General features: G+C 71.5%; 18 protein-coding genes. 12 read left to right on the forward strand and 6 right to left on the reverse strand.

The features are described 5' to 3' along the window. Positions 1-246 precede the first annotated feature (246 nt). On the reverse strand, positions 247-1,410 hold the full coding sequence (locus ACZ4UV_RS05405; protein ID WP_351500139.1) for a PP2C family protein-serine/threonine phosphatase: 1,164 nt from the start codon (positions 1,408-1,410) through the stop codon (positions 247-249). Between the two features lie 174 nt (positions 1,411-1,584). Between ACZ4UV_RS05405 and ACZ4UV_RS05410 the strand changes: the two genes are divergently transcribed. Continuing rightward, positions 1,585-2,826 (forward strand): GNAT family N-acetyltransferase, encoded by a 1,242-nt coding sequence (locus tag ACZ4UV_RS05410; protein ID WP_451023069.1) that lies wholly within the window; start codon positions 1,585-1,587, stop codon positions 2,824-2,826. A gap of 22 nt (positions 2,827-2,848) precedes the next feature. On the opposite strand, the gene ACZ4UV_RS05415 is transcribed toward ACZ4UV_RS05410, so the two are convergent. Together ACZ4UV_RS05415 and ACZ4UV_RS05420 are read right to left on the reverse strand one after the other, a co-directional pair. Further along, on the reverse strand, positions 2,849-3,652 hold the full coding sequence (locus ACZ4UV_RS05415; protein WP_467835893.1) for an Fpg/Nei family DNA glycosylase: 804 nt from the start codon (positions 3,650-3,652) through the stop codon (positions 2,849-2,851). A 359-nt stretch (positions 3,653-4,011) separates the two neighbouring features. After that, the gene (locus ACZ4UV_RS05420; protein WP_351500145.1) at positions 4,012-4,497 is read right to left on the reverse strand and encodes a ribose-5-phosphate isomerase; all 486 of its coding nucleotides are present in this window, start codon (positions 4,495-4,497) and stop codon (positions 4,012-4,014) included. A 204-nt stretch (positions 4,498-4,701) separates the two neighbouring features. Here ACZ4UV_RS05420 and ACZ4UV_RS05425 point away from each other — a divergent pair, with 204 nt between their 5' ends. Continuing rightward, positions 4,702-6,135 (forward strand): amino acid permease, encoded by a 1,434-nt coding sequence (locus tag ACZ4UV_RS05425; protein ID WP_390040052.1) that lies wholly within the window; start codon positions 4,702-4,704, stop codon positions 6,133-6,135. Between the two features lie 3 nt (positions 6,136-6,138). Here the strand turns inward: ACZ4UV_RS05425 and ACZ4UV_RS05430 are convergent, their stop codons facing one another. Further along, positions 6,139-7,806: a serine/threonine-protein kinase gene (locus ACZ4UV_RS05430; protein WP_467836582.1), complete on the reverse strand. Its 1,668-nt coding sequence runs from the start codon at positions 7,804-7,806 to the stop codon at positions 6,139-6,141. A gap of 303 nt (positions 7,807-8,109) precedes the next feature. Here ACZ4UV_RS05430 and ACZ4UV_RS05435 point away from each other — a divergent pair, with 303 nt between their 5' ends. Continuing rightward, positions 8,110-8,826, forward strand: coding sequence for an LPXTG cell wall anchor domain-containing protein (locus tag ACZ4UV_RS05435; protein WP_451023364.1), 717 nt, complete (start codon positions 8,110-8,112; stop codon positions 8,824-8,826). Positions 8,827-8,891: 65 nt separating this feature from the next. On the opposite strand, the gene ACZ4UV_RS05440 is transcribed toward ACZ4UV_RS05435, so the two are convergent. Continuing rightward, positions 8,892-9,476: a biotin transporter BioY gene (locus ACZ4UV_RS05440; protein WP_451017575.1), complete on the reverse strand. Its 585-nt coding sequence runs from the start codon at positions 9,474-9,476 to the stop codon at positions 8,892-8,894. Between the two features lie 435 nt (positions 9,477-9,911). Here ACZ4UV_RS05440 and ACZ4UV_RS05445 point away from each other — a divergent pair, with 435 nt between their 5' ends. The 7 genes from ACZ4UV_RS05445 to ACZ4UV_RS05475 all read left to right on the forward strand — a co-directional run bounded on the left by ACZ4UV_RS05445 (position 9,912) and on the right by ACZ4UV_RS05475 (position 17,120). Continuing rightward, positions 9,912-11,120 carry an ROK family protein gene (locus tag ACZ4UV_RS05445; protein ID WP_467835895.1) on the forward strand — a complete coding sequence of 403 codons (1,209 nt, stop codon included), beginning with the start codon at positions 9,912-9,914 and terminating at the stop codon, positions 11,118-11,120. Between the two features lie 195 nt (positions 11,121-11,315). After that, the gene (locus tag ACZ4UV_RS05450; protein ID WP_467835896.1) at positions 11,316-12,383 is read left to right on the forward strand and encodes an ABC transporter substrate-binding protein; all 1,068 of its coding nucleotides are present in this window, start codon (positions 11,316-11,318) and stop codon (positions 12,381-12,383) included. Continuing rightward, positions 12,380-13,225 carry an ABC transporter permease gene (locus ACZ4UV_RS05455; protein ID WP_467835898.1) on the forward strand — a complete coding sequence of 282 codons (846 nt, stop codon included), beginning with the start codon at positions 12,380-12,382 and terminating at the stop codon, positions 13,223-13,225. Before ACZ4UV_RS05450 ends, ACZ4UV_RS05455 begins: the two co-directional genes overlap by 4 nt. Next, positions 13,201-13,914: an ABC transporter ATP-binding protein gene (locus ACZ4UV_RS05460; RefSeq protein ID WP_451017579.1), complete on the forward strand. Its 714-nt coding sequence runs from the start codon at positions 13,201-13,203 to the stop codon at positions 13,912-13,914. The genes ACZ4UV_RS05455 and ACZ4UV_RS05460 overlap by 25 nt, the downstream gene beginning before the upstream one ends. A 130-nt stretch (positions 13,915-14,044) precedes the next feature. Further along, positions 14,045-15,385 (forward strand): LLM class flavin-dependent oxidoreductase, encoded by a 1,341-nt coding sequence (locus ACZ4UV_RS05465; RefSeq protein WP_390040040.1) that lies wholly within the window; start codon positions 14,045-14,047, stop codon positions 15,383-15,385. 54 nt (positions 15,386-15,439) lie between these two features. Continuing rightward, positions 15,440-16,330: a TauD/TfdA dioxygenase family protein gene (locus ACZ4UV_RS05470; RefSeq protein ID WP_451017581.1), complete on the forward strand. Its 891-nt coding sequence runs from the start codon at positions 15,440-15,442 to the stop codon at positions 16,328-16,330. Positions 16,331-16,472: 142 nt separating this feature from the next. Next, on the forward strand, positions 16,473-17,120 hold the full coding sequence (locus tag ACZ4UV_RS05475; RefSeq protein WP_390040036.1) for a superoxide dismutase: 648 nt from the start codon (positions 16,473-16,475) through the stop codon (positions 17,118-17,120). Between the two features lie 178 nt (positions 17,121-17,298). On the opposite strand, the gene ACZ4UV_RS05480 is transcribed toward ACZ4UV_RS05475, so the two are convergent. Then, positions 17,299-17,961 (reverse strand): mycothiol-dependent nitroreductase Rv2466c family protein, encoded by a 663-nt coding sequence (locus ACZ4UV_RS05480; protein WP_351495350.1) that lies wholly within the window; start codon positions 17,959-17,961, stop codon positions 17,299-17,301. Between the two features lie 149 nt (positions 17,962-18,110). Between ACZ4UV_RS05480 and pepN the strand changes: the two genes are divergently transcribed. Further along, on the forward strand, positions 18,111-20,696 hold the full coding sequence (pepN, locus tag ACZ4UV_RS05485) for an aminopeptidase N (RefSeq protein WP_467835901.1): 2,586 nt from the start codon (positions 18,111-18,113) through the stop codon (positions 20,694-20,696). 207 nt (positions 20,697-20,903) lie between these two features. Beyond that, the gene (locus tag ACZ4UV_RS05490; RefSeq protein WP_467835903.1) at positions 20,904-21,941 is read left to right on the forward strand and encodes a hypothetical protein; all 1,038 of its coding nucleotides are present in this window, start codon (positions 20,904-20,906) and stop codon (positions 21,939-21,941) included. The last annotated feature ends 7 nt before the right edge of the window (positions 21,942-21,948 follow it).

Consider the following 21,948-nt stretch of genomic DNA (forward strand, 5'->3'; position numbering starts at 1 on the left):
AAGGCGCTGACACAACTGCCCACGGCTGAAGGCGCTGACACGACCGCCCACGGCTGAAGGCGCTGACACAACTGCCCACGGCTGAAGGCGCTGCATAGCCGCGCGTGGCTGTGCAGGACGCGGCTGGGGCAGCGCCCCGTCAGGGGCGCTGGGGGTACCCCCGGCCGAAGGCTGGGGGAGGAACCGCGCGATCAGCCCCCGCGGGCCCGCGGCCGCCGACGGTCCGCAGCCGGACCCGGTCCGCGGTCATCTCGCCGCCTCCCGGCAGATCAGGAGCAGCGCCCTGTCGTCGTTGACGTCCTTGGCCACCGCCTCGATGAGGTGCCAGGCGGCGCCGTGGAAGCCGCCGGCGACGTAGCGGTCGGCCTCTCCCGTGAGGCGGTCTATGCCTTCCACGATGTCGCGGTCGGACGTCTCCACCAGGCCGTCCGTGAAGATCATCAGGACGTCGCCGGGGCGCAACGAGCCCTTGACCGGGTCGAACTGGGCACCGTCGTAGACCCCGAGGAGGGGTCCTTCGGCGGCCTTCTCCTCCCAGCGGCCGCTGCCGGCGCTGAGCTGGAGACCGGGCGGGTGGCCCGCGGAGTACAGCTCGTAGTCGCCGGAGTCGAGGTCCAGGACCAGGTGTATGGAGGTCGCGAAGCCCTCGTCCCAGTCCTGGCGGAGCAGGTAGCCGTTGGCGGCGGGGAGGAAGGCGTGCGGCGGGAGGGAGCCGAGGAGGCCGCCGAAGGCGCCGGAGAGCAGGAGGGCTCTGGACGCCGCGTCCATGCCCTTGCCGGAGACGTCGGTGAGGACGACCTCCATCGTGCGGCCGTTGTTCGTACGGGCCGCGACCACGAAGTCGCCGGAGAAGGACTGCCCGCCGGCCGGCCGCAGGGCCATCTCGCGGTGCCAGCCCGGCGGCAGCTTCGGCAGCTTGCTCTGCACCCGGATGCGTTCGCGCAGGTCGAAGAGCATGGTGCCGCCGCGCCGCCAGGGGACGCCGACGCGGCTGCGGAACTGGGCGGTGAGGAGACCGAAGAAACCGCAGGCGGCGACGACCAGGACCACGCCCGGGGTGACCCGGGAGGGGCCCTCGGTGTAGGGGCCGAGCCGTACCGACTCCACGATCAGGGCGGTGGCCGCCGCCGCGTACAGGCCGAGCAGGCTCGCCGGGCGCAGCAGCAGGCCCCCCGCGATGATCGGCAGGACCAGCGCGGCCGGGGAGAACCAGACCGAGTTGGCGAGGGTCATGGCGGCGAGGACCGGGACCGTCAGGAGCAGCCCGATCAGGGCGATCCAGTCGGATCCGTCGCCACGGAAGTAGTCCACGGCGCTTCTGCGCACGCCGACGCGGACCCGGTGCCACTGCACTTTCCACCGGGCCGGAAGCGTCTCGGCCTTCGCGCGCCGCTCTCGGTCTACTGCCATTAGTTCGGGACCCTATCCATCGGACCAGCTGCTTGGCACGGGAGGTCCCACTTGTCCCCCGTCCGAGGCTCACCTTCGGGTGCGACTTCACAGTGAACTTCACCGGACGCCCCCGCGTCGCCGTCCGGGAGAAATTCGCTGGCCCGTCCTGCTGTGCGCTGGTAGGCATGGCGTATGGCGACCGAGCGTGCGACCGAGTTGAAGGTGCTGCGTCCGGAGGAGTTCGACGGGTGGTGGGACCACCTGGTGCGGGCCTTCGGCGCCGGTCCGGCTGCGGCCGAGGAGCGCGACCTGGACCGGTCCCTGACCGAGTGCGAGCGCTCGCTGGCCGTCTGGGACGGGTCCGAACTGGTCGGCACGGCGGGGGCGTTCCGGTTCCGGATGACCGTGCCGGGCGGTGCCGTGCTGCCCACCGCGGGGATCACCATGGTGAGCGTGGCCGCGACGCACCGGCGGCGCGGGGTGCTGACGTCGATGATGCGCCGCCAGCTGGACGACGTACGGGAGTGGGGCGAGCCGCTGGCCGCGCTGACCGCCTCCGAGCCGGCGATCTACGGCCGCTTCGGGTACGACGCCGCGACCTTCCAGTTGCAGGCCGAGATCGACACGAGCCGGGTGACGCTGGACGTGCCGGCCGGCACCGATGACGTACGGCTGCGGTACGCCGACCCGGCCGACGTGCTCGCCGCGTGCGAGGCGGTGTACGCGGAACTGGTGCCGCTGCGGCCCGGGATGCTGTCCCGGCAGCCCGGCTGGGAGCGGGTGGGGCTGCTGGACCCGGAGAGCGAGCGGGGCGGGGCCTCGGCGCTGCAGTGCGTGGTCGCCGAGCGGGAGGGGCGGATCACCGGGTACGCCCGGTTCCGTACGAAGCTGGGCTGGTCGCCGAGCGGGCACGACGGCACGGTGTCGCTGGAGTACCTGGCCGCGCTGGACCCCGCGAGCGACGCGGCACTGTGGCGGTTCCTGTTCGGCATCGACCTGATGTCGACGCTGACGGTGCGGGGGCGGCCGGTCGACGACGCCTGGCAGTACCAGGTCTCCGACATCCGGCGCTGTCTGACGCGGGTGCGGGACATGGGGTACGTGCGTCTCGTCGACGTCGGTGCGGCGCTCGCGGCGCGGACCTACCAGACGCCGGTGGACGTGGTGCTGGAGGTGGCCGACGCCTTCTGCCCCTGGAACGCGGGGCGTTGGCGGCTGACCGGGGACACCAAGGGGGCGTCCTGCGAGCGTACGACGGACGCGGCCGAGCTGACGCTGTCGGTACGGGAGCTGGGGGCGGCGTACCTGGGTGGCGTGTCCCTGCTGTCGCTGGCGCGGGCCGGGCGGGTGGGCGAACTGCGGCCGGGGGCGCTGGCGGAGGCGTCGGTGGCGTTCGGCTCACCGGTGCAGCCGTGGCTGCCGCACGGTTTCTAGTCCGCCGGTTCTCGCCGCGCGGTCAGCGCTGCTGGCAGGCGGGGCACCAGAAGAGGTTGCGGGCGGCCAGGCCCGCGGTGCGGATCCCGGTGCCGCAGAGGTGGCAGGGCAGGGTGGCCCGGCGGTAGACGTACACCTCGCCGCCGTGGTCGTCCACGCGCGGCGGGCGGCCCATCGCCTGCGGGGTGTGCTCGGGCCGGACGGTGTCGATGCGGTTGTTGCGGACGCCCTCGTGCATGAGTCCGACGAGGTCGGTCCAGATGCCGTCCCACTCGGCAGGGGTGATGTCCTTTCCCGCGCGGTACGGGTCGATCCCGTGCCGGAACAGGACCTCGGCCCGGTAGACGTTCCCGACCCCGGCGATGACCTTCTGGTCCATCAGCAGGGCGGCGATCGTCGTACGGCTGCGGGAGATCCTGCGGTACGCGGCGTCCGGGTCGGCGTCGTCGCGGAGCGGGTCCGGGCCGAGGCGGGCGTGTACGGCGTTCTTCTCGGCGTCGGTGATCAGGGCGCAGGTGGTGGGGCCGCGCAGGTCGACGTAGGCGGTGGGGTTCGCCAGGCGCAGGCGGACGGTGTCGGTGGCCGGGGGCGCGGGGGCGTCGCCGAAGGCGACCTTGCCGAAGAGGCCGAGGTGGATGTGGACCCAGTCGCTGTCGCGGAAGCCGAGGAAGAGGTGCTTGCCGTGGGCCTCGGTACGGGTGAGGGGGGCGCCGTCGATCAGCTCGGCGGCGTCGGAGAACTTGCCCTGCGGGCTGGTTGCCCTCACGGGCCCGGCGAGCCGACGGTAGTCCAGCGCGAGCCGGTGGATCGTGTGCCCTTCTGGCACTGAGGTGATTCCTTTCCCACCCACCCACCCGACTCGGTCAGTGGAGAGGCGAACGTCGAAGGGACCCGACTGCAGCTCCCCGTCAGGGGCACGGGACTACGTCGGTCGGCGGCACCACCGTGCAGTGCCCCGTGGGGGCGCGGGACCGCGTCGGTCGGCGGCTCCACCCCCGGCGCCCCGTGGGGGCGCTGGGGGTACCCCCGGCCGAAGGCTGGGGGAGGAACTGCGCGACCAGCCCCCGCGAGCCCCGCCGGCCGTCCCTCGGCAGAGATACGGCCCCGCTCTGTGCTACCCGGCCCCACCCGCCCCCGGGCCTCGCCTCTCGGGCGACCGAGTCGGGCGGGTGGGTGGGCGAAGGCCTACGGCTGGGGGTGGTGCGCCGGGATCGGCGGGAGGTCGCCCGTGGTCTCGTACGCCGTCAGCATGTCGATGCGCCGGATGTGGCGCTCGCCCTCGGAGAACGGCGTGTTCAGGAAGGTCTCGACGAACTTCGTCGCCTCGTCCTGCGTGTGCATGCGCGCGCCCACCGCCACGACGTTCGCGTCGTTGTGCTGCCGGCCGAGCGAAGCCGTCTCCTCGCTCCAGGCAAGCGCAGCCCGCACGCCCTTCACCTTGTTCGCGGCGATCTGCTCACCGTTGCCGGAGCCGCCGATCACGATGCCGAGGGAGTCGGGGTCCGCTGCCGTCCGCTCGGCCGCGCGGAGGCAGAAGGGCGGGTAGTCGTCGTCGGCGTCGTAGATGTGGGGGCCGCAGTCCACGGGGTCGTGGCCCGCCGCCTTCAGCCACTCGACGAGGTGGTTCTTGAGTTCGAAGCCCGCATGGTCGGAGCCGAGATACACGCGCATGGGATGAGTGTGACATGGGCGTGAACGCACGGCAGGGGCGGGGCCGGGCCCCGGAAATTGTGAGCAACACTACAGAACCTCAGGAAAACCTCAAGTAACGATCTGGATTCAAAGGTTCAGGAATCAGTCCACCTCCGTTTCACTGGACCAACTCGTACGCCGCTCGTACGAGAGCCCGCTCACCCGGCGCAAAGGATTCCCCCCATGACTGGCACCGGTCCCCAGGACGGTCTCAAAGCAGGACTCAAGAACCGCCATCTGTCGATGATCGCCATCGGCGGTGTCATCGGCGCCGGCCTCTTCGTCGGTTCCAGTACCGGCATCACCACCGCAGGCCCCGGCATCCTGCTGTCGTACGCGCTCGTCGGCACGCTCGTCGTGCTGGTGATGCGGATGCTCGGCGAGATGTCCGCCGCCAACCCCACCTCCGGATCGTTCTCCGCGCACGCGGACCGCGCGCTCGGCCGCTGGGCCGGGTTCTCCATCGGCTGGCTGTACTGGTTCTTCTGGGTGGTGGTGCTGGCGGTGGAGGCCACCGCCGGTGCCACGATCCTGGAAGGTTGGATCCCGGCCGTACCGCAGTGGGCCTGGGCGCTCATCGTGATGACGGTGCTCACCGCCACCAACCTGGTCTCCGTCGGCTCCTACGGCGAGTTCGAGTTCTGGTTCGCCGGCATCAAGGTCGTCGCGATCGGCGCGTTCATCGTCGTCGGTCTGCTGGCCGTGCTGGGCGTGCTGCCCGGCGCGGACACCGACAGGGCGAGCTTCTCCAACCTCACCGGCCACGGCGGCTTCCTGCCGCACGGGCCCGGCGCCATCCTCACCGGCGTCCTGCTCGTCGTCTTCTCCTTCATGGGCAGCGAGATCGCCACCCTGGCCGCCGGCGAGTCGGAGGACCCGCAGCGCGCGGTCACCAAGTCCACCAACAGCATCATCTGGCGGATCGGCGTCTTCTACCTCGGCTCGATCCTCATCGTCGTCTCGCTGCTGCCGTGGAACGACCCGGCCATCAAGGAGAAGGGCTCGTACGTCGCCGCCCTCGACTCCCTCGGCATCGCGCACGCCGGTCAGATCATGAACTTCATCGTGCTGACGTCCGTGCTGTCCTGTCTCAACTCCGGCCTGTACACGGCCTCCCGGATGGCCTTCTCGCTCGGGCAGCGGGGCGACGCCCCGAAGGCGTTCGCGCGGACCACCGCCCGCGGTGTGCCGATGGCCGCGATCATCGCGTCCGTGCTGTTCGGGTTCGTCGCCGTCTTCTTCAACTACAAGTTCCCGGACTCGGTCTTCCTCTTCCTCGTCAACTCCAGCGGCGCGGTCGCCCTGTTCGTCTGGCTCGTCATCTGCTTCTCGCAGCTGCGCATGCGGAAGATCATCCAGGCCGAGGCGCCGGAGAAGCTCGTCGTGAAGATGTGGCTCTACCCGTACCTGACCTGGGCGACGGCCGGTCTGATCGTCTTCGTGCTGGGCTACATGCTGACCGACACGGAGGGCGAGAGCAGCGGTCGTACGACGGTGCTGCTCTCGCTGCTGGTCGCGGCGGCGGTGATCGTCGTCGCGCTGGTGAAGCAGAAGGTGTCCGGCGGCCGTGCGGACGAGGCGGTCGCCGAGCCCGCCGACCGGGTGTCCGTCGGCTGATCCTCACAGCAGGGTGAAGCTGTCCTTCACCTTCTCGTACGTCCGTACGGCCTGGGCTTCGACCGCCGGCTGGTACCAGGTGTTGATCTGGTACGACTTGCCGTCGGCGTCGAAGCCCAGCAGCCGTGCGTGCCAGGGGGTGCCCTTGAGGGTGAAGGTGTACTCCCAGACCACCGCCGGGTAGCCGCGGAAGGTCGTCTCGGCCAGCCGGATCTTGGTGTAGTCCCGGCCCTGGTGGGCGCTCTGTTCGGAGGCGCTCCAGCTGTCCATGAGGTCGCCGCGGGCGAGCGAGGACTTGGCGACGAGTTCCTGGCCGCCGTCGGGGGAGGTGTAGTGGACCTCGGCGCCCGTCTTGACGTCCCTGCGCCAGCCGGTGGGGGGCGCCCAGGCGAAGCCGCCGGCCTCCTCGTGGGTGCCGGGTGGGAGGGAGCGGGGGCGGGCGGTGCCCTCGACTGTGGGCGCCGATGAAGTGGGCGTCGGTGTCGAGGGGGTTGAGGAGGTGCCGGTCGCTTTGTTGCTGTCGCTGCCGCCTGTTGTGGTGGTGAGGAGGATGGCGAGGGCGGTGGCTACCGCTGCGGTTCCCAGTACGGCGAGGAGAGTTGTGCGTTTGGGGGCCTTGCGGTGGTGGGGCGCTGCGGGTGCGTGGGGGCTGGTCGCGCCGTTCCCCGCGCCCCTTTCGGGGCGCTGTGGTTCGGGGCGTGGGAGGGTGGGGCCCACCTGAGGACGGACCGGGAGGGTCGGGACCGCCGAATTGTTCGACGGGGTCTCCGAGCGGACCTCCGAGCGCAGTTCCGAGGCCGCCTCCGTCGACGCGCTGAACGACGGGGCTGTCCGCACCTCTGTCGGTGGTGGCTGCGGGGGTTCGTCCTGCGGTATCGGTGGGCGCAGCACGTACGTGGGGGTTCGGCGTTCCACGGGGGTCGGGTGGGCCACCGGGCGCAGTTGCCGTTCCACCTCCTCGAGGCCGGGCCGTACCGTCGGTTCCTTCTCCAGCAGTGCTGCCAGCAGGTCGTGCAACGGGCCTGCTGTGGCGGGGAGTTCGGGGTTCTCGTAGAGGACGGCGTGCAGGGTGGCCAGGGTGGTGTCGCGGGAGAAGGGGGAGCGGCCGCCGAGGGCGGCGCACAGGGTCGCGCCGAGCGACCAGAGGTCGGAGGGCGGGCCCTGCGGGCGGCCGGAGACGCGTTCGGGTGCCATGTAGTCGGGGGAACCGACGAGCATGCCGGCCATGGTGAGCGCCTTGGCGTCCTGGATCGCGGCGATGCCGAAGTCGGTGAGGACGACCCTGCCCGCGGTGTTCTCGACGAGTACGTTCCCGGGTTTGATGTCGCGGTGCAGCACTCCCCCGGCGTGCACCTGGCGCAGCGCCGCGACCAGGCCGAGGCCGATCCGGGCCGTCGCGCGCGGGCTCAGCGGCCCCTCCTCGGCCATGATCCACTCCAGGGAACGGCCGTTGATCAGCTCCATGACGATCCACAGGCGTTCGCCCTCGTCGACGACGTCGTAGACACGTACCACGTTGGGGTGGTCGATCCGGGCGGTGGCCCTGGCCTCGCGCAGGGTGCGTTCGCGGCGGGTGCGGGTGTCCTCGGCGTCGAGGCCGTCGATCCGCATCTCCTTGACGGCGACCTGCCGGTCGAGCGTCTCGTCGGCGGCCCGCCACACCCGCCCCATGCCGCCCTGCCCGATACTCTCGGCCAGCCGGTAGCGGCCGGTCACCAGCAGCCCGGGAACCCCGCCCGGCCCCGCGTTCTCCGGATTCCCCGGACTCCCCGCGCCAACTGAATTCCCTGAATTCTCTGAATTCCCCGGCAATTCGCTGCACCCCCTCAACGACCGCCCCTGCTGACACACAATGGTCACACTTACGGCCGTACCAGCATAGTGCGGAGAAATCTTGTGGTACCTCTTCAGGTGACCGCGAATTCAGGCGCGGTCCAGGGGGTTGCAAGGGGGACGAACATGAGTTCTCGTCGTATGCTCCGGCGGCTGACCGTGGTCACGGGATCGCTGGTCACGGCATCTTTCTCGGCCGTGCTGATCCTGCCGTTCACGGCCGTCGCCGACGACCAGGGACCGGGAAGCGGCAAGGGGGGAAAGGCGGTCGACCAGGCGCCGGACGGTGTGCGGCTGACGACCACGCTGCCCGAGAGGATCTCGGTCGACAACAGTTCGCAGAAAACGGCGATTACCGCCACCGTGAAGAACGAAGGGACCAAGGACAGCGACAGTATCCGGCTTTTGGTGGTCGGTTTCGACGGCCTGAAGGTCAACGGAGTGCAGGGGTGCGACACCGTCGCCGCGAAAGATCTGCCGGCCGGCTCGAACAGCGCCTTCAGCTGTCCCGTGGGAGCGCTCGGCGCGGGCAAGTCGAAGTCCTATGCCGTGGACGCCACGTTCGACCTCGGCAGGACCGGGAAGATCTGCCTGCCCGTGCAGAGCGCGGACGGGAAGAAGACGTTCTGGCAGCAGGGCCCGGTGCCGTTCGGTACGACGAACCCGTCGCCGAACGCCCCGGCCACCCCGCTGCTGCTCGGCACCGACAACAAGCCGGTGGGGCCGAGCGGCGACCAGTTGCCGAAGACCGGCGCGGGCAGTGACGTGCTGCCGCTCGGCGCGGCGGGCGCGGCGCTGATCGCGGCCGGGGCGGCGGGGGTGTGGTGGTCGCAGCGGCGGCCGCGGCAGCAGTCGTAGCACCCGGCACGACAGCGGGGCCCGGGGTGCCGATGCACCCCGGGCCCCGCTGCGGTCGGGCCGGGTCAGCGCTTGTCGACGAGCTTCCACGCCGCGGGCACCGCGCCCATCGCCAGGGCCGCCTTCACCGCGTCGCCGATCAGGAACGGGGTGAGGCCGGCCGCGATCGCCGCGGACGCGGACATGTCGGCGGCGTAAGCGAGGTAGGGCACGCCGACCGCGTAGATGATCGCCTCGCCGAGCAGCATCGTGCCGGCCATGCGCAGCACGCCGCGGTCGGCGCCGCGCCGGGCCAGGGCGCCGACGACGGCGGAGGCGAGCATCATGCCGAGGATGTAGCCGAAGGAGACGGAGACACCGGAGGTGCCGCTCGCGAACCAGGGCACGCCCGCGAGGCCGGCCAGGGCGTACAGGGCGAGGGAGAGCAGGCCACGGCGGGCGCCGAGGGCGGTGCCGACGAGCAGGGCGGCGAAGGTCTGGCCGGTCACCGGGACCGGGGAGCCGGGCACCGGGACGGCGATCTGGGCGGCGAGGCCGGTGAGCGCGGCGCCGCCCGCCACGAGGGCGACATCGCGCACCCGGGACGCGGGCAGGAGGTCGGCGAGGACGGTGCCGGTGCGGGTCGACGCGGCGGCGGTGGCGGTGCTCATGGGGACTCCGCGGGGTGGGGGCAGGCAAGGGACACCGTGACGCTATCCCGGGCCGTCTGAGCCGAACACGTCAGCGATCGACAAAGGCCGGAAGCGGCACTTGGTGGGCTCTCCACAAAGGGTGTGGGTTACACGCGGTACGGGGTGACGCCGATCACTGAGGCAGAGATGTTTCAGTCACGTCAACGGCGTTGAACAGGCCTGTGGAGTTCCACCAATCGAACCCTAGCGGTCTGGTGGGATTCAAGGTTTCTGGCCTACGCTTCCGGACATGGTCGCCCAGTCCCTGAACCTCACGTCGCGTCGCTATGTCGACCTGCGACGGCAAGGGGCTGCCGTCTGTCGCCGTCCGCTCTGAGGCCGCGCGGCGGGAGACCGGTCCGGCGCGCCTCGACGTCCGAGACGTGTCGGCCCCGTTCCCGAGGACGGTTTCCCATGCCCCGTACCGCGGCACCCCCGCTCACCTCCGCGCCCCGTGACCGGCGGCGGACCAGCGCCAGTGTGGTCCTCCGCTCGGTGCTGGAGCACGGTCCGGTCGCCCGCTCCACCATCGCCCGGCTGACCGGGCTGTCCCCGGCCTCCGTCACCGACTACTGCGCCCGGTTCACCGAACTCGGCCTGATCCGGGAGACGGAGGCGCCGCAGCGCGTCAAGGGCGTGGGACGGCCGCACGTCCCGGTCGACCTGGACGACTCGCGGTTCGTGGTCGGCGGGGTGCACGTGGCCGTCCCGTACACCACGGTCGCGCTGCTCGACCTGCGCGGCCGGGTCGTCGTACGGCGGGAGCTGAAGCACCGGGACACCGATCCGCGCGGGGTGCTGGCCCGGGCCGCCGCCGGGCTCGCCACGCTGCTCGACGAGGTGCCCGGCAGCAGGCCGCTGGGCGTCGGCGTGGCCGTCGGCGGCTGGGTGGACCGGGACTCCGGCACCGTCGTCGAGCACCCCCTGCTGGGCTGGCGCGAGGTGCCGGTGCGCGAGCTGCTCGGCGCGCACACCGGGCTGCCGGTCCATGTGGACGGGCACGCGCGTGCGTTGGTCAACGGGGAGCGGCTCTTCGGACGGGCCCGGGGCAGCCGGAGCGTGCTGCACCTGTTCGTCGGGAACGTGGTCGACGCGGCCTTCGCCACCGGCGACGAGGTGCACCACGGCCCGCGCTCCCAGGCCGGCATGATCGGCCACCTCCCGGTGCCGGGCGGCACCGAGCCCTGCGACTGCGGACGCACCGGCTGTCTCCAGGTGGAGCTCAGCGAACGCACGCTGGTGCGGCGGGCCCGGGCGGCCGGGGTCGTGGACGGCGCCAATCCGATGGACGTCCTCACGGCGGCCGGGTCCGGCGATCCGGCGGCCGTACGGCTGCTGGTGGAGCGGGCACGGCTGACCGGGCGGGCGGCGGCGCTGCTGCTCGACGTCCTCAACCCGGAGAGCGTGGTCGTCACCGAGGTCGGGGTGCTGTACCGCGAGGACTGCCTCGCCGCGCTGCGGGAGGCGGTGGGTGCGGAGCGGGCGGCCTTGGTCGCACCGACCAGTTTCCGCGAGTCGGTGCTGGCGGTGGCGGGCGGTTCGGTGGTCCTCGACGTGCTGTACCGGGACCCGCTGAGCGCCTCGCACGCCCCGGCTCCGACCCTGTCACCAGAGCTTATTTAATTCAGAAACTCGGAATATTGACAGCCGTCGTCGACGGCAAGGAACATCCTTCTCATGACCTGTCGCACCCTCTGTTGCTGACGTCTTGACGCGCCCCGGGCGCGCATTTCCCTCTGCGTGAGATCTCTCTTTCCGGCCTTCTGTCGCCGGGAATTCGCCCTGCCTTTCTGCTGCTTTTCTCCCCGGAGCACTCCCATGCCTTCTGCGTCCCCCTCCGGCATCGACCGCCGGCTCTTCCTCACCTCCCTGCTCGGCGCCTCGGCGGCCGTGGCCGGGCTGAGCGGCTGCGCGGGCGGCAGTGCCGCAGCCGACACCGCGGGCGCCTCGACCGCTCCGCTGGCCGACAAGGTCCCGGCCGGCACCAGCCTGAAGATCGCCTCCTATCTGGGCCAGCAGCAGTTGCAGTTCAAGCTGGCGAAGCTGCCCGCGCTGCCGTTCACCGTGTCGAGCTGGGTGAACATCGGCGCCGGTCCCGATGTCATCAACGCGTTCCGCGCCCAGTCCCTCGACCTCGCAAACAACGCGGGAATTCCGCCGATCCAGGCGCAGTACCAGGGTTTCGCCGCAAAAATCGTCGCGATCGAGCTGACCCGCAAGCCGAACTACCTGTTCGCCACCAAGCCCGGCAGCGACATACGCACGGTCGCCGAATTCAAGGGAAAGAAGCTCGCCTTCTCGCAGGGGCAGGCGCAGGGCGTGGTCCTGCTGCGGGCGCTGAAGGAGGCCGGGCTCGCCTACGACGACGTGAAACTGGTCCCGCTGACCAGCAACCAGTTCCTCACCGCCCTGCAGTCCGGCCAGGTGGACGTGGCCCCGCTGGCCAACTCCCAGGCGCCGGCGTACCTCCAGCAGTACGGCCCGAAGGGCGCGCACACCATCGCCACCGACGTCGTCGACCTGCTCAACCTGCTGTGGGCGCCGCAGGCGGTGCTGAACGACAAGGCCAAGGCGGCCGCGGTCGCCGCATACATCCCGCAGTGGGCCAAGGGCCTGGTCTGGCAGTGGGAGAACCCGGACACCTGGAACGAGGAGTTCTACGTCAAGACCCAGAACCTGACCCTCGCCCAGGCCCAGGGCATCACCAAGCTCGCCAACAAGCCGCTGTTCCCGCCCAGCTGGGACGAGGCCGTCAAGTGGGAGCAGGAGACCGCGGACCTGCTGGCGGAGGGCGGGTTCGTGAAGAAGACCGACGTCACCTCGCTCTTCGACCACCGCTTCGAGTCCCTCGCCGCGAAGGCCGTACCGGCGGAGTACCGGAAATGACCGCCGTGACCACCGGCACCGTGCCGGTTCCCGTGGCCGAGGAGGAGGCGCACCGGGTCCGGCCGCGCCGCCGGCTCTCCCCCGGCCGCCGGCTGCCCGCCGCCCGGCTCGCCGGTCCGCTCGTCGTCCTCGCCGCCTGGGCGATCGCCTCCGCCGCCGGGCAGCTCGACCCCGGCGCCATCCCGGCGCCCTGGACCGTCCTGGACACCGCCGTCCACCTGTGGACCGCCGGGACGCTGCGCACCGACATCCTGACCTCCGTGGAGCGGGCCGGGTACGGCTTCGCGATCGGTCTGACCGCCGGGGTGCTGCTGGCCCTGGCCTCCGGGCTCACCCGCACCGGCGAGGCGCTGATCGACGGGACCGTGCAGATCAACCGGGCGATCCCCACCCTCGGCCTGATCCCGCTGTTCATCCTCTGGCTGGGCATCGGCGAGACCTTCAAGATCGCCATCATCGCGATCGTCGTCTACATCCCCATCTACCTGAACACGCATGCCGCGCTGTCCGCCATCGACAGCCGGTACGTCGAACTCGCCGAAGTGCTGGACCTGTCGCGGGTCCGGTTCATCCGGGAGGTCGTGATCCCCGGCGCGCTGCCCGGATTCTTCGTGGGGCTCCGGCTCGGCGTCACCGGCTCCTGGCTCGGCCTGGTCGTCCTGGAGCAGATCAACGCCACCAGCGGTCTCGGCTACATGATGTTCCAGGCCCAGAACTACGGGCGCAGCGACATCATCCTCGTCGGTCTGCTGATCTACGGCGTCTTCGGCCTGGTCTCCGACACCGTGGTCCGACTCATCGAACGGAGGGTGCTGTCGTGGCGCCGCACACTGAGCAGCTGACCCGCCCCGCCGTCCGGCTCCGGGGACTGACCCGGTCGTTCGGGGACCGTACGGTCCTCGACTCCGTCGACCTCGACCTGCCGGCCGGGCAGTTCACCGCGCTGCTCGGGCACAGCGGCTCCGGCAAGTCCACCCTGCTGCGGGCGGTCGCCGGACTCGACCACGGGGTCACCGGCAGCGGGGAACTCACCGCCCCCGAACGGGTGTCGGTGGTCTTCCAGGACTCCCGGCTGCTGCCCTGGCGGCGGGTGCTGGACAACGTGGTGCTGGGTCTGGACGGCAAGGACGCCCACGACCTCGGGCGGGCCGCGCTCGAAGAGGTCGGCCTCGGCGGCCGCGAGCGGGCCTGGCCGGGCGAGCTGTCCGGCGGTGAGGCGCAGCGGGCCGCGCTCGCCCGGTCCCTGGTCCGCGAGCCCGAACTGCTCCTCGCCGACGAGCCGTTCGGCGCCCTGGACGCGCTCACCCGGATCAGGATGCACCACCTGCTGCGCGAGCTGTGGAAGCGGCACCGCCCGTCGGTGCTGCTCGTCACCCACGACGTCGACGAGGCGATCGTCCTCGCCGACCGGGTGCTCGTGCTGGAGCGGGGGCGGATCGGGCTCGACCTGACCGTGGACCATGACCGCCCGCGCGGGGAGTACCGAGGCCGGCTGCTGGCGGCGCTGGGCGTCACGGAGGACGTCACGTGACCGTCGGTCGCGGTGGCCGCCCCGGGGGCTGCCGCCCCCGGACCCCCGCTTCGGCCTTCGGCCTCGTCCTCGAACTCCCCCAGAGGCGGTACCCCCAGACAGGCTCAAAACACCACGCAAAGGACCCCGCATGACCCGCCGGCTCCACCTCAACGCCTTCCTCATGAACACCGGTCACCACGAGGCCTCCTGGCGCCTGCCGGAGAGCGACCCGTACGCGCACGTCGACCTCGGGCACTACGTCGGGCTCGCCCGGACCGCCGAGCGCGGCACCTTCGACTCCCTCTTCCTCGCCGACGGGCCGCACCTGTGGGGCAGCGTCGCGCAGCGGCCCGCCGGGGCCCTGGAACCGCTCACCCTGCTCACCGCGCTGGCGACGGCGACCGAGCACATCGGTCTGATCGCCACCGCCTCCACCTCCTACAACTCCCCCTACAACCTGGCCCGCAGGTTCGCCTCGCTGGACATCGTCAGCGGCGGCCGGGCGGGCTGGAACATCGTCACCACGGCGGGGGCGGAGGCCGCCCGCAACTTCGGGATCGACGAGGAGCCCGCCCACGCCGAGCGGTACGCGCGGGCCGCCGAGTTCCTCGACGTGGCGCTGAAGCTCTGGGACAGCTGGGAGGACGACGCGATCGTCGCCGACAAGGCGGCCGGCGTCTGGGGCGACGACGCGAAGATCCACCCGCCCCGGCACCGGGGCACCTACTTCGGTGTCGAGGGCGCCCTCAACGTGCCCCGCAGCCCGCAGGGTTACCCGCTGCTCGTGCAGGCGGGCTCCAGCGAGGACGGCAAGGCGTTCGCGGCCCGGTACGCGGAGGCCGTGTTCACCGCGCAGCAGACCGTCGAGGAGGCGCGGGCGTTCTACGCCGACCTCAAGGCACGGACGGCCGCGGCGGGCCGCGACCCCGACCACGTCAAGGTGCTGCCCGGCATCGTCCCCGTCATCGGCTCGACGGAGGCGGAGGCGCGGGCGCACGAGCAGCTCCTGGAGGACCACATCGTGCACCGGCACGGCGTGGCCAACCTGGAGCGGCTCCTGCATCTCCCCGCCGGCACCCTGGAACTGGACGCGGAACTCCCCGCCGAGCTGCCGCCCGAGGACGCCATCGAGGGCGCGAAGAGCCGCTACACGCTGGTCGTCGGGCTCGCCCGCCGCGAGCGGCTCACCGTACGGCAGCTGATCGGCCGGCTCGGCGGCGGCCGCGGGCATCTGACCTTCGCCGGGACACCGGAGCAGGTCGCCGACGCCATCGAGACCTGGTTCACCCAGGGCGCCGCCGACGGCTTCAACATCATGCCGCCCGTGCTGCCCTCCGGCCTGGAGACCTTCGTCGACCACGTCGTACCGATCCTGCGCGCCCGCGGCCTGCTGCGTACGGACTACGGCCCGCGCCGGACCCTGCGGGAGCGCTACGGCCTCCCCCGCCCCGCCAACCAGTACGTCACCCCCGCACTCGCCACCGCCTGACAGCCCGAGAGCCCGAGAGCCCGAGAGCCCGAAAACCCGAAAGGACGCCCCCGCATGTCCATCGAGATCCGCAAGGTCACCGCGAACATAGGCGCCCAGGTCCTGGGCGTGGACATCGCCAAGCCGCTCGACGAGGAGCAGGTCGCCGCGGTCCGTGAGGCCCTGAACGTCCACAAGGCCCTGGTCTTCGACGACGTCCGCCTCGACGACGAGGGCCAGGAGGCCTTCGCCCGGCAGTTCGGCGACCTCACCACCGCCCATCCGACGGTGCCCGCCGTCGACGGCGCCCCGAACGTGCTGCCCGTCGACAGCGAGCGCGGCCGGGCCAACCACTGGCACACCGACGTGACGTTCGTCCTGAACCCGCCCCAGGCCAGCACGCTGCGCTCCATCACGGTCCCGCCGTACGGCGGCGAGACCCTGATCGCCAGTTCGGCCGCCGCCTACCGCCAGCTCCCCGACCCGCTGCGGGCGCTGGCCGACACGCTGTGGGCGGAGCACACCAACGACTACGACTACGCCGTACCGGACGAGGAGATCGACGAGGAGAAGGCCGCCCAGCGCGCCCAGTTCACGTCGATCAACTTCCGCACGGTCCACCCGGTGGTCCGGGTGCACCCGCTGACCGGTGAGCGCGGCCTGTTCATCGGCGGGTTCGCGCAGCGGATCGTCGGCCTGTCGAAGGACGAGTCCCGCCGGATCCTCGACCTGCTCCAGGCGTACGTCACCCGCCCCGAGAACATCCTGCGCCACCGCTGGTCCCCGAACCAGCTCGTCCTGTTCGACAACCGCATCACCCAGCACTACGCCATCGACAACTACGACGGCAGGCCCCGCCGCCTCAACCGCGTCACCGTCGCCGGCGACGTCCCGGCAGGCATCGAGGGCAAGGAGAGCTACTCGATCGAGGGGGACGCCTCGCACTACACATCCGTAGCGGCGTGACCGCGGCGCGCTGACGGCGCGCCCGCTTCCGCGAGGCCCCCACGTGACGACACGTGAGGGCCTCGCTTCTTACCCCCGTCCGGCTTGTTGTTGCTAACGTGTAGTTGCAAGCTCTTTGCAATAAGAGGTTCGGAGGGGACCCATGCCCGTCTACACGCTTCCTGAACTGCCCTACGACTACTCCGCGCTCGCGCCCGTGATCAGCCCCGAGATCATCGAGCTGCACCACGACAAGCACCACGCGGCGTACGTGAAGGGCGCCAACGACACCCTGGAGCAGCTGGCGGAGGCGCGCGAGAAGGAGAGCTGGGGGGCGGTCAACGGGCTGGAGAAGAACCTGGCCTTCCACCTCTCCGGCCACATCCTGCACAGCATCTACTGGCAGAACATGACCGGCCCGAAGGACGGCGGGGGCGAGCCGCTCGCGGCGGACGGGGTGGGCGAGCTGGCGGACGCGATCACCGAGTCCTTCGGCTCCTTCGCGGGCTTCAAGGCGCAGCTGACCAAGGCGGCGGCCACCACCCAGGGCTCCGGCTGGGGCGTCCTCGCCCACGAGCCGCTCAGCGGGCGGCTGATCGTGGAGCAGGTCTACGACCACCAGGGCAACGTCGGCCAGGGGTCCACCCCGGTCCTGGTCTTCGACGCCTGGGAGCACGCCTTCTACCTCCAGTACCGGAACCAGAAGGTCGACTTCATCGACGCCATGTGGGCGGTCGTCGACTGGCAGGACGTGGCGCGCCGCTACGCGGCGGCGCGGTCCCGGGCGGATGTGCTGCTCCTGGCTCCCTGAGCCGCCGACACGTCCTGCCTCGTGATCGTCTTCTCACCGTTCACCGGGGCAGGCGGAAAGCGGGCGGCCCCCGCGAGGACGTGACTCGCGGGGGCCGCCTGTGCGCTGCCCCTTGCGGGCGTGCGGGGCTGTCGGGAGGATCCGCGCCCGGCGGGACGGCCGGGCGCGGCGGGACGGCCTACAGGTTGCTGAAGTCGGGGCCCTTGGTACGGGTCCGCTTGATCTCGTAGAAGCCGGGGACGGAGGCCACCGCGAGGGTGCCGTCCCACAGGCGGGCCGCCTCCTCGCCCTTGGGGGCGGGGGTGACGACCGGGCCGAAGAAGGCGATCTGCTCGCCGTCGGAGCCGGGGACCGCGATGACCGGGGTGCCGACGTCCTGGCCGACCTTGTCGATGCCCTCCTTGTGGGAGGCGCGCAGCTCGGCGTCGAACTCGAAGTCCTCCTGGTCGGCGTAGTCGATCAGGTCGGCCGGCAGGCCGACGTCCGCGAGCGCGCCCGCGATGGCCTCCACGGTCGGGCCCTCGCCGTTGTTGTGGATACGGGTGCCGAGCGCGGTGTACAGCGGGCCGAGGATGTCGGAGCCGTGCTTCTGCCAGGCCGCGGTGACCACGCGGATCGGCTTCCACGCCTTGGTCTCCAGCAGCTCGCGGTACTCCTCGGGCAGCTCGTCGAGCTTCGGCTCGTTGAGAACCGCGAGGCTCATGATGTGCCAGCGGACCTCGATGTCGCGGACCTTCTCCACCTCCAGGACCCACCGGGAGGTCATCCAGGCCCAGGGGCACAGGGGGTCGAACCAGAAGTCGACGGGGGTCTTGCCTGAGCTGGTCACGGTCTCGGACATGGCTCTCCTCGGAATACGGGCCTTTTCCAGCGGCAACACCGGCACCGGCCACCCCATTCCCGGGTGCCCGCCGTCAGGTGCACGTGGGAGGATCGGTGCTGTTTCGGCGTACCGACAACGATGCGTATCGACACGAAGGAGTGCCGCCCGTGCCCGGTGAGAATCTGTCCCGCGACGAGGCCCGGGAGCGGGCCGCCCTGCTGTCGGTCGACGGGTACGACGTGTCGCTGGACGTACGGTCCGCCGTCGGGGAGGGCCAGGACGAGCCGCGCACCTTCCGCTCGGTGACCACGATCCGCTTCCGCTGCAACGAGCCGGGCGCGTCGAGCTTCGCCGACCTGATCGCACCGGCCGTGACCGCCGTGACCCTCAACGGCAAGGACCTCGACCCCGGCGAGGTCTTCGACGGCACCCGGATCGCCCTGGAGGACCTGGCCGCGGAGAACGAACTGGTGGTGGACGCCCGGTGCGCCTACTCCCGCACCGGCGAGGGCCTGCACCGCTTCGTCGACCCCGAGGACGGCGAGGTCTACCTCTACACGCAGTACGAGCCGGCCGACTCCCGCCGGGTCTTCGCCAACTTCGAGCAGCCGGACCTCAAGGCGCCGTTCCGCTTCGAGGTGCGGGCACCCGAGGAGTGGACGGTGTGGAGCAACGGCGCGGGTGAACTCGCCGACGGGGTCTGGCGGTTCGCCGAGACGAAGCCGATCTCGACGTACATCACGTGCGTGGTGGCCGGGCCGTACCACTACGTGACGGACTCGTACTCCCGCGCCCTGCCGGACGGCTCGACGCTGGAGATCCCGCTCGGCGCGATGTGCCGCAAGGGCCTCGCCCCCTACTTCGACGCGGACGACGTCTTCCTGATCACCAAGCAGGGCCTGGACTTCTTCCACGACCACTTCGACTACCCGTACCCGTTCGGGAAGTACGACCAGGCGTTCGTGCCCGAGTACAACCTCGGCGCGATGGAGAACCCGGGCCTGGTGACCTTCCGGGAGGAGTACATCTTCCGGGGCAAGGTGACGCAGGCGTCGTACGAGGCGCGCGCCAACGTGATCCTGCACGAGATGGCCCACATGTGGTTCGGCGACCTGGTCACCATGGTGTGGTGGGACGACCTGTGGCTGAAGGAGTCGTTCGCGGACTTCATGGGCACGTTCGCGAACGTCGGCGCGACCCGTTTCGAGAACGCCTGGACCACCTTCGCCAACCGCCGCAAGGCCTGGGCGTACCGCGCCGACCAGCTGCCCTCCACGCATCCGATCACGGCCGACATCCGCGACCTCCAGGACGCCAAGCTCAACTTCGACGGCATCACCTACGCCAAGGGCGCCTCGGTCCTCAAGCAGCTGGTGGCGTACGTCGGCCAGGACGCGTTCCTGGAGGGCGCCCGCCGCTACTTCAAGCGCAACGCGTACGGCAACACGCGCCTCGGCGACCTGCTGTCGGTCCTCGCGGAGACCAGCGGCCGGGACATGGGCGCCTGGGCCGGGAAGTGGCTGCAGACGGCGGGTGTGAACTCGCTGACCCCGCAGGTGCTGCTGGACGGGGACGGCAGGGTGGCCGAGCTGGCCGTGCTGCAGGAGGCGGCCGAGTCGCACCCCGAGCTGCGCCCGCACCGGGTGGCGATCGGCCTGTACCGGCTGGAGGGCGGCGATCTGGTCCGGTACGCGCGTGCCGAGGCGGACGTGGACGGCCCCCGCACGGTGATCGCCGAGCTGGCCGGCGCCGAGGCCCCGGAGCTGGTCCTGGTCAACGACGACGACCTCACCTACTGCAAGATCCGCTTCGACGAGACCTCGCTGGCGACCCTGCGCGGCCACCTCGGCGCGCTCACCGACCCGCTGGCCCGGGCGCTGTGCTGGTCGGCGCTGTGGAACCTGACCCGGGACGCGCTGCTGCCCGCCCGTGACTTCGTCGGCCTGGTGCTGCGGTTCGCGAGCCGCGAGTCGGACATCGGCGTGCTGCAGATGCTCCAGGCGTGGGCGGAGTCGGCGCTGGTGCACTACGTGGCGCCCGAGGGGCGGGAGGCGGCCGGGCGGCTGCTCGCCGAGGGCGCCCTGCGGGAGCTGCGGCAGGCGGCGCCGGGCAGCGAGCACCAGCTGGCCTGGGCCAGGTTCTTCGCGTCGACGGCGGCGGACGGTCCGGACCTCCGGCTGCTCCAGGACCTTCTGTCGGGGGCGGCGGCGATCGAGGGCCTGGACGTCGACCAGGAGCTGCGCTGGGCGTTCCTCGAACCCCTCGCCGCGCACGGCCTGGCCGACGAGTCGGTCCTGGCGGCCGAACTGGCCCGGGACGACACGGCGTCCGGCAAGCGCCACCAGGTGCGCTGCCTCGCCGCCCGTCCGTCGGCGGCGGTGAAGGCGCAGGCGTGGGCGCAGGTCGTGGAGTCGCAGGCGCTGTCCAACGCGCTGGTGGAGGCGACGATCGCGGGCTTCGCCCAGGCCTCGCAGCGGGAGCTGCTGGCTCCGTACGCCGAGAAGTACTTCGAGGTCATCGCCGGGATCTGGGAGGACCGCTCGATCCAGATCGGCATGGACGTGGTCCGGGGCCTGTACCCCTCCCTCCAGGACCGCCCGCAGACCCTGAAGGCGACGGACGCGTGGCTGACGGCGCACGCCGACGCGCCTCCGGCGCTGCGCCGGCTGGTCCTGGAGGCCCGGGACGACCTGGCACGGACGTTGCGCGGACAGGAGTGCGACGCGCGGGCCGCCGAGGCCGCCGCGCGCTGACCTTTGGCCAACGGTTAGCCTCCGGGTGACCGTTACGCAATTCATTCCATCATGGCCGTAACCCCTGGTCCCCACCCATCCGGACCAGGGGTTTTGGCTCCCTACTCGGCATCCGAACACCCGTCCTTTAGTACCGTGTTGTCCGCATTTTTCGACGAACGCGTAACACCGGTTAAGGACCCGGCCGGCCCCGGGAATCCCGACGCCATGACCCACAACACCCCGCTCTCCCCCCGCCCCCTCCGCCACCTGTCCGACGTCCGCCGCCGGGTGCTGACGACGGCCCAGCTCCGCTCGCACGGCGTCGCGGCCACCGAGATCGCCGAGCAGTGCCGGCCGGGCGGCCCCTGGCAGCAGCTGCTGCCCGGCGTGGTCCTGCTCCACCCCGGCCCGCCGACCAGCGAGGAACGCCTGCACGGCGCCCTCCTGTTCACGGCGCGCGAACCGGCCCCGGGCGTCCCGGCGCAGCCGACCCCGGACTCCCCGCACCGCACGGTCTACGCGGACGCGATGATCACGGGCCTGGCGGCACTGACCCTGCACGGCTTGTCCGCGACCCCGCCGCTGCTCGCCCTGGACCACGTGGACGTCCTGGTCCCGCGGATGCGCCGGCTGCGCTCCACCTCCTACGTCCGCGTGCTCCGCACCCCGGCCCTGCCCACCCCCGAGCAGGTGACGGGCCTCCCGGTCGCCCCGGTCCCCCGTGCCCTCGCGGACGCGGTGGCGGACCTGACCGACGCGGAGGCGGTACGGCGGCTGCTGACCGAGGCGGTGCGCGGCGGCCACTGCGAACCGGCGGCGGTGGTGCGGGAGCTGAACCAGGCCAAGCTGCTCTCCCGCCCCCACGTGGTGGACGCCGTCGACTCCCTGGTCGCCGAGGGCCGGGCCATCGCCGAGGCGCGCCTCTACCAGATGGTCCGCGAGTACGGCCTCCCCGACCCGGTCTGGAACGTGGACCTGAGGCTGCCGGGCGGCCCCCACCTGGGCGGCCTCGACGCCTACTGGCCGGAGCAGGGGGTCGCCGTCGAACTGGACACGCGCGCACCGCGCCAGGATGAGGACGCCCTGTGGTCGGAGTACGCCCGCAAGCGGGAGCACCTGGAACGCCTCGGCATCACGGTCGTCTACCTCACCCCGAGGAAGCTCCGCGACGCGATGGAGCAGCAGGCGGCGGTGGTCCGCACGGCCCTGATGGCGGCGGACGACCGCGACCCGGCCGCGCACGTGGTGGTGCTCCCACGCTGAAAAACGC

This window comes from Streptomyces sp. NPDC028289, assembly GCF_055565975.1.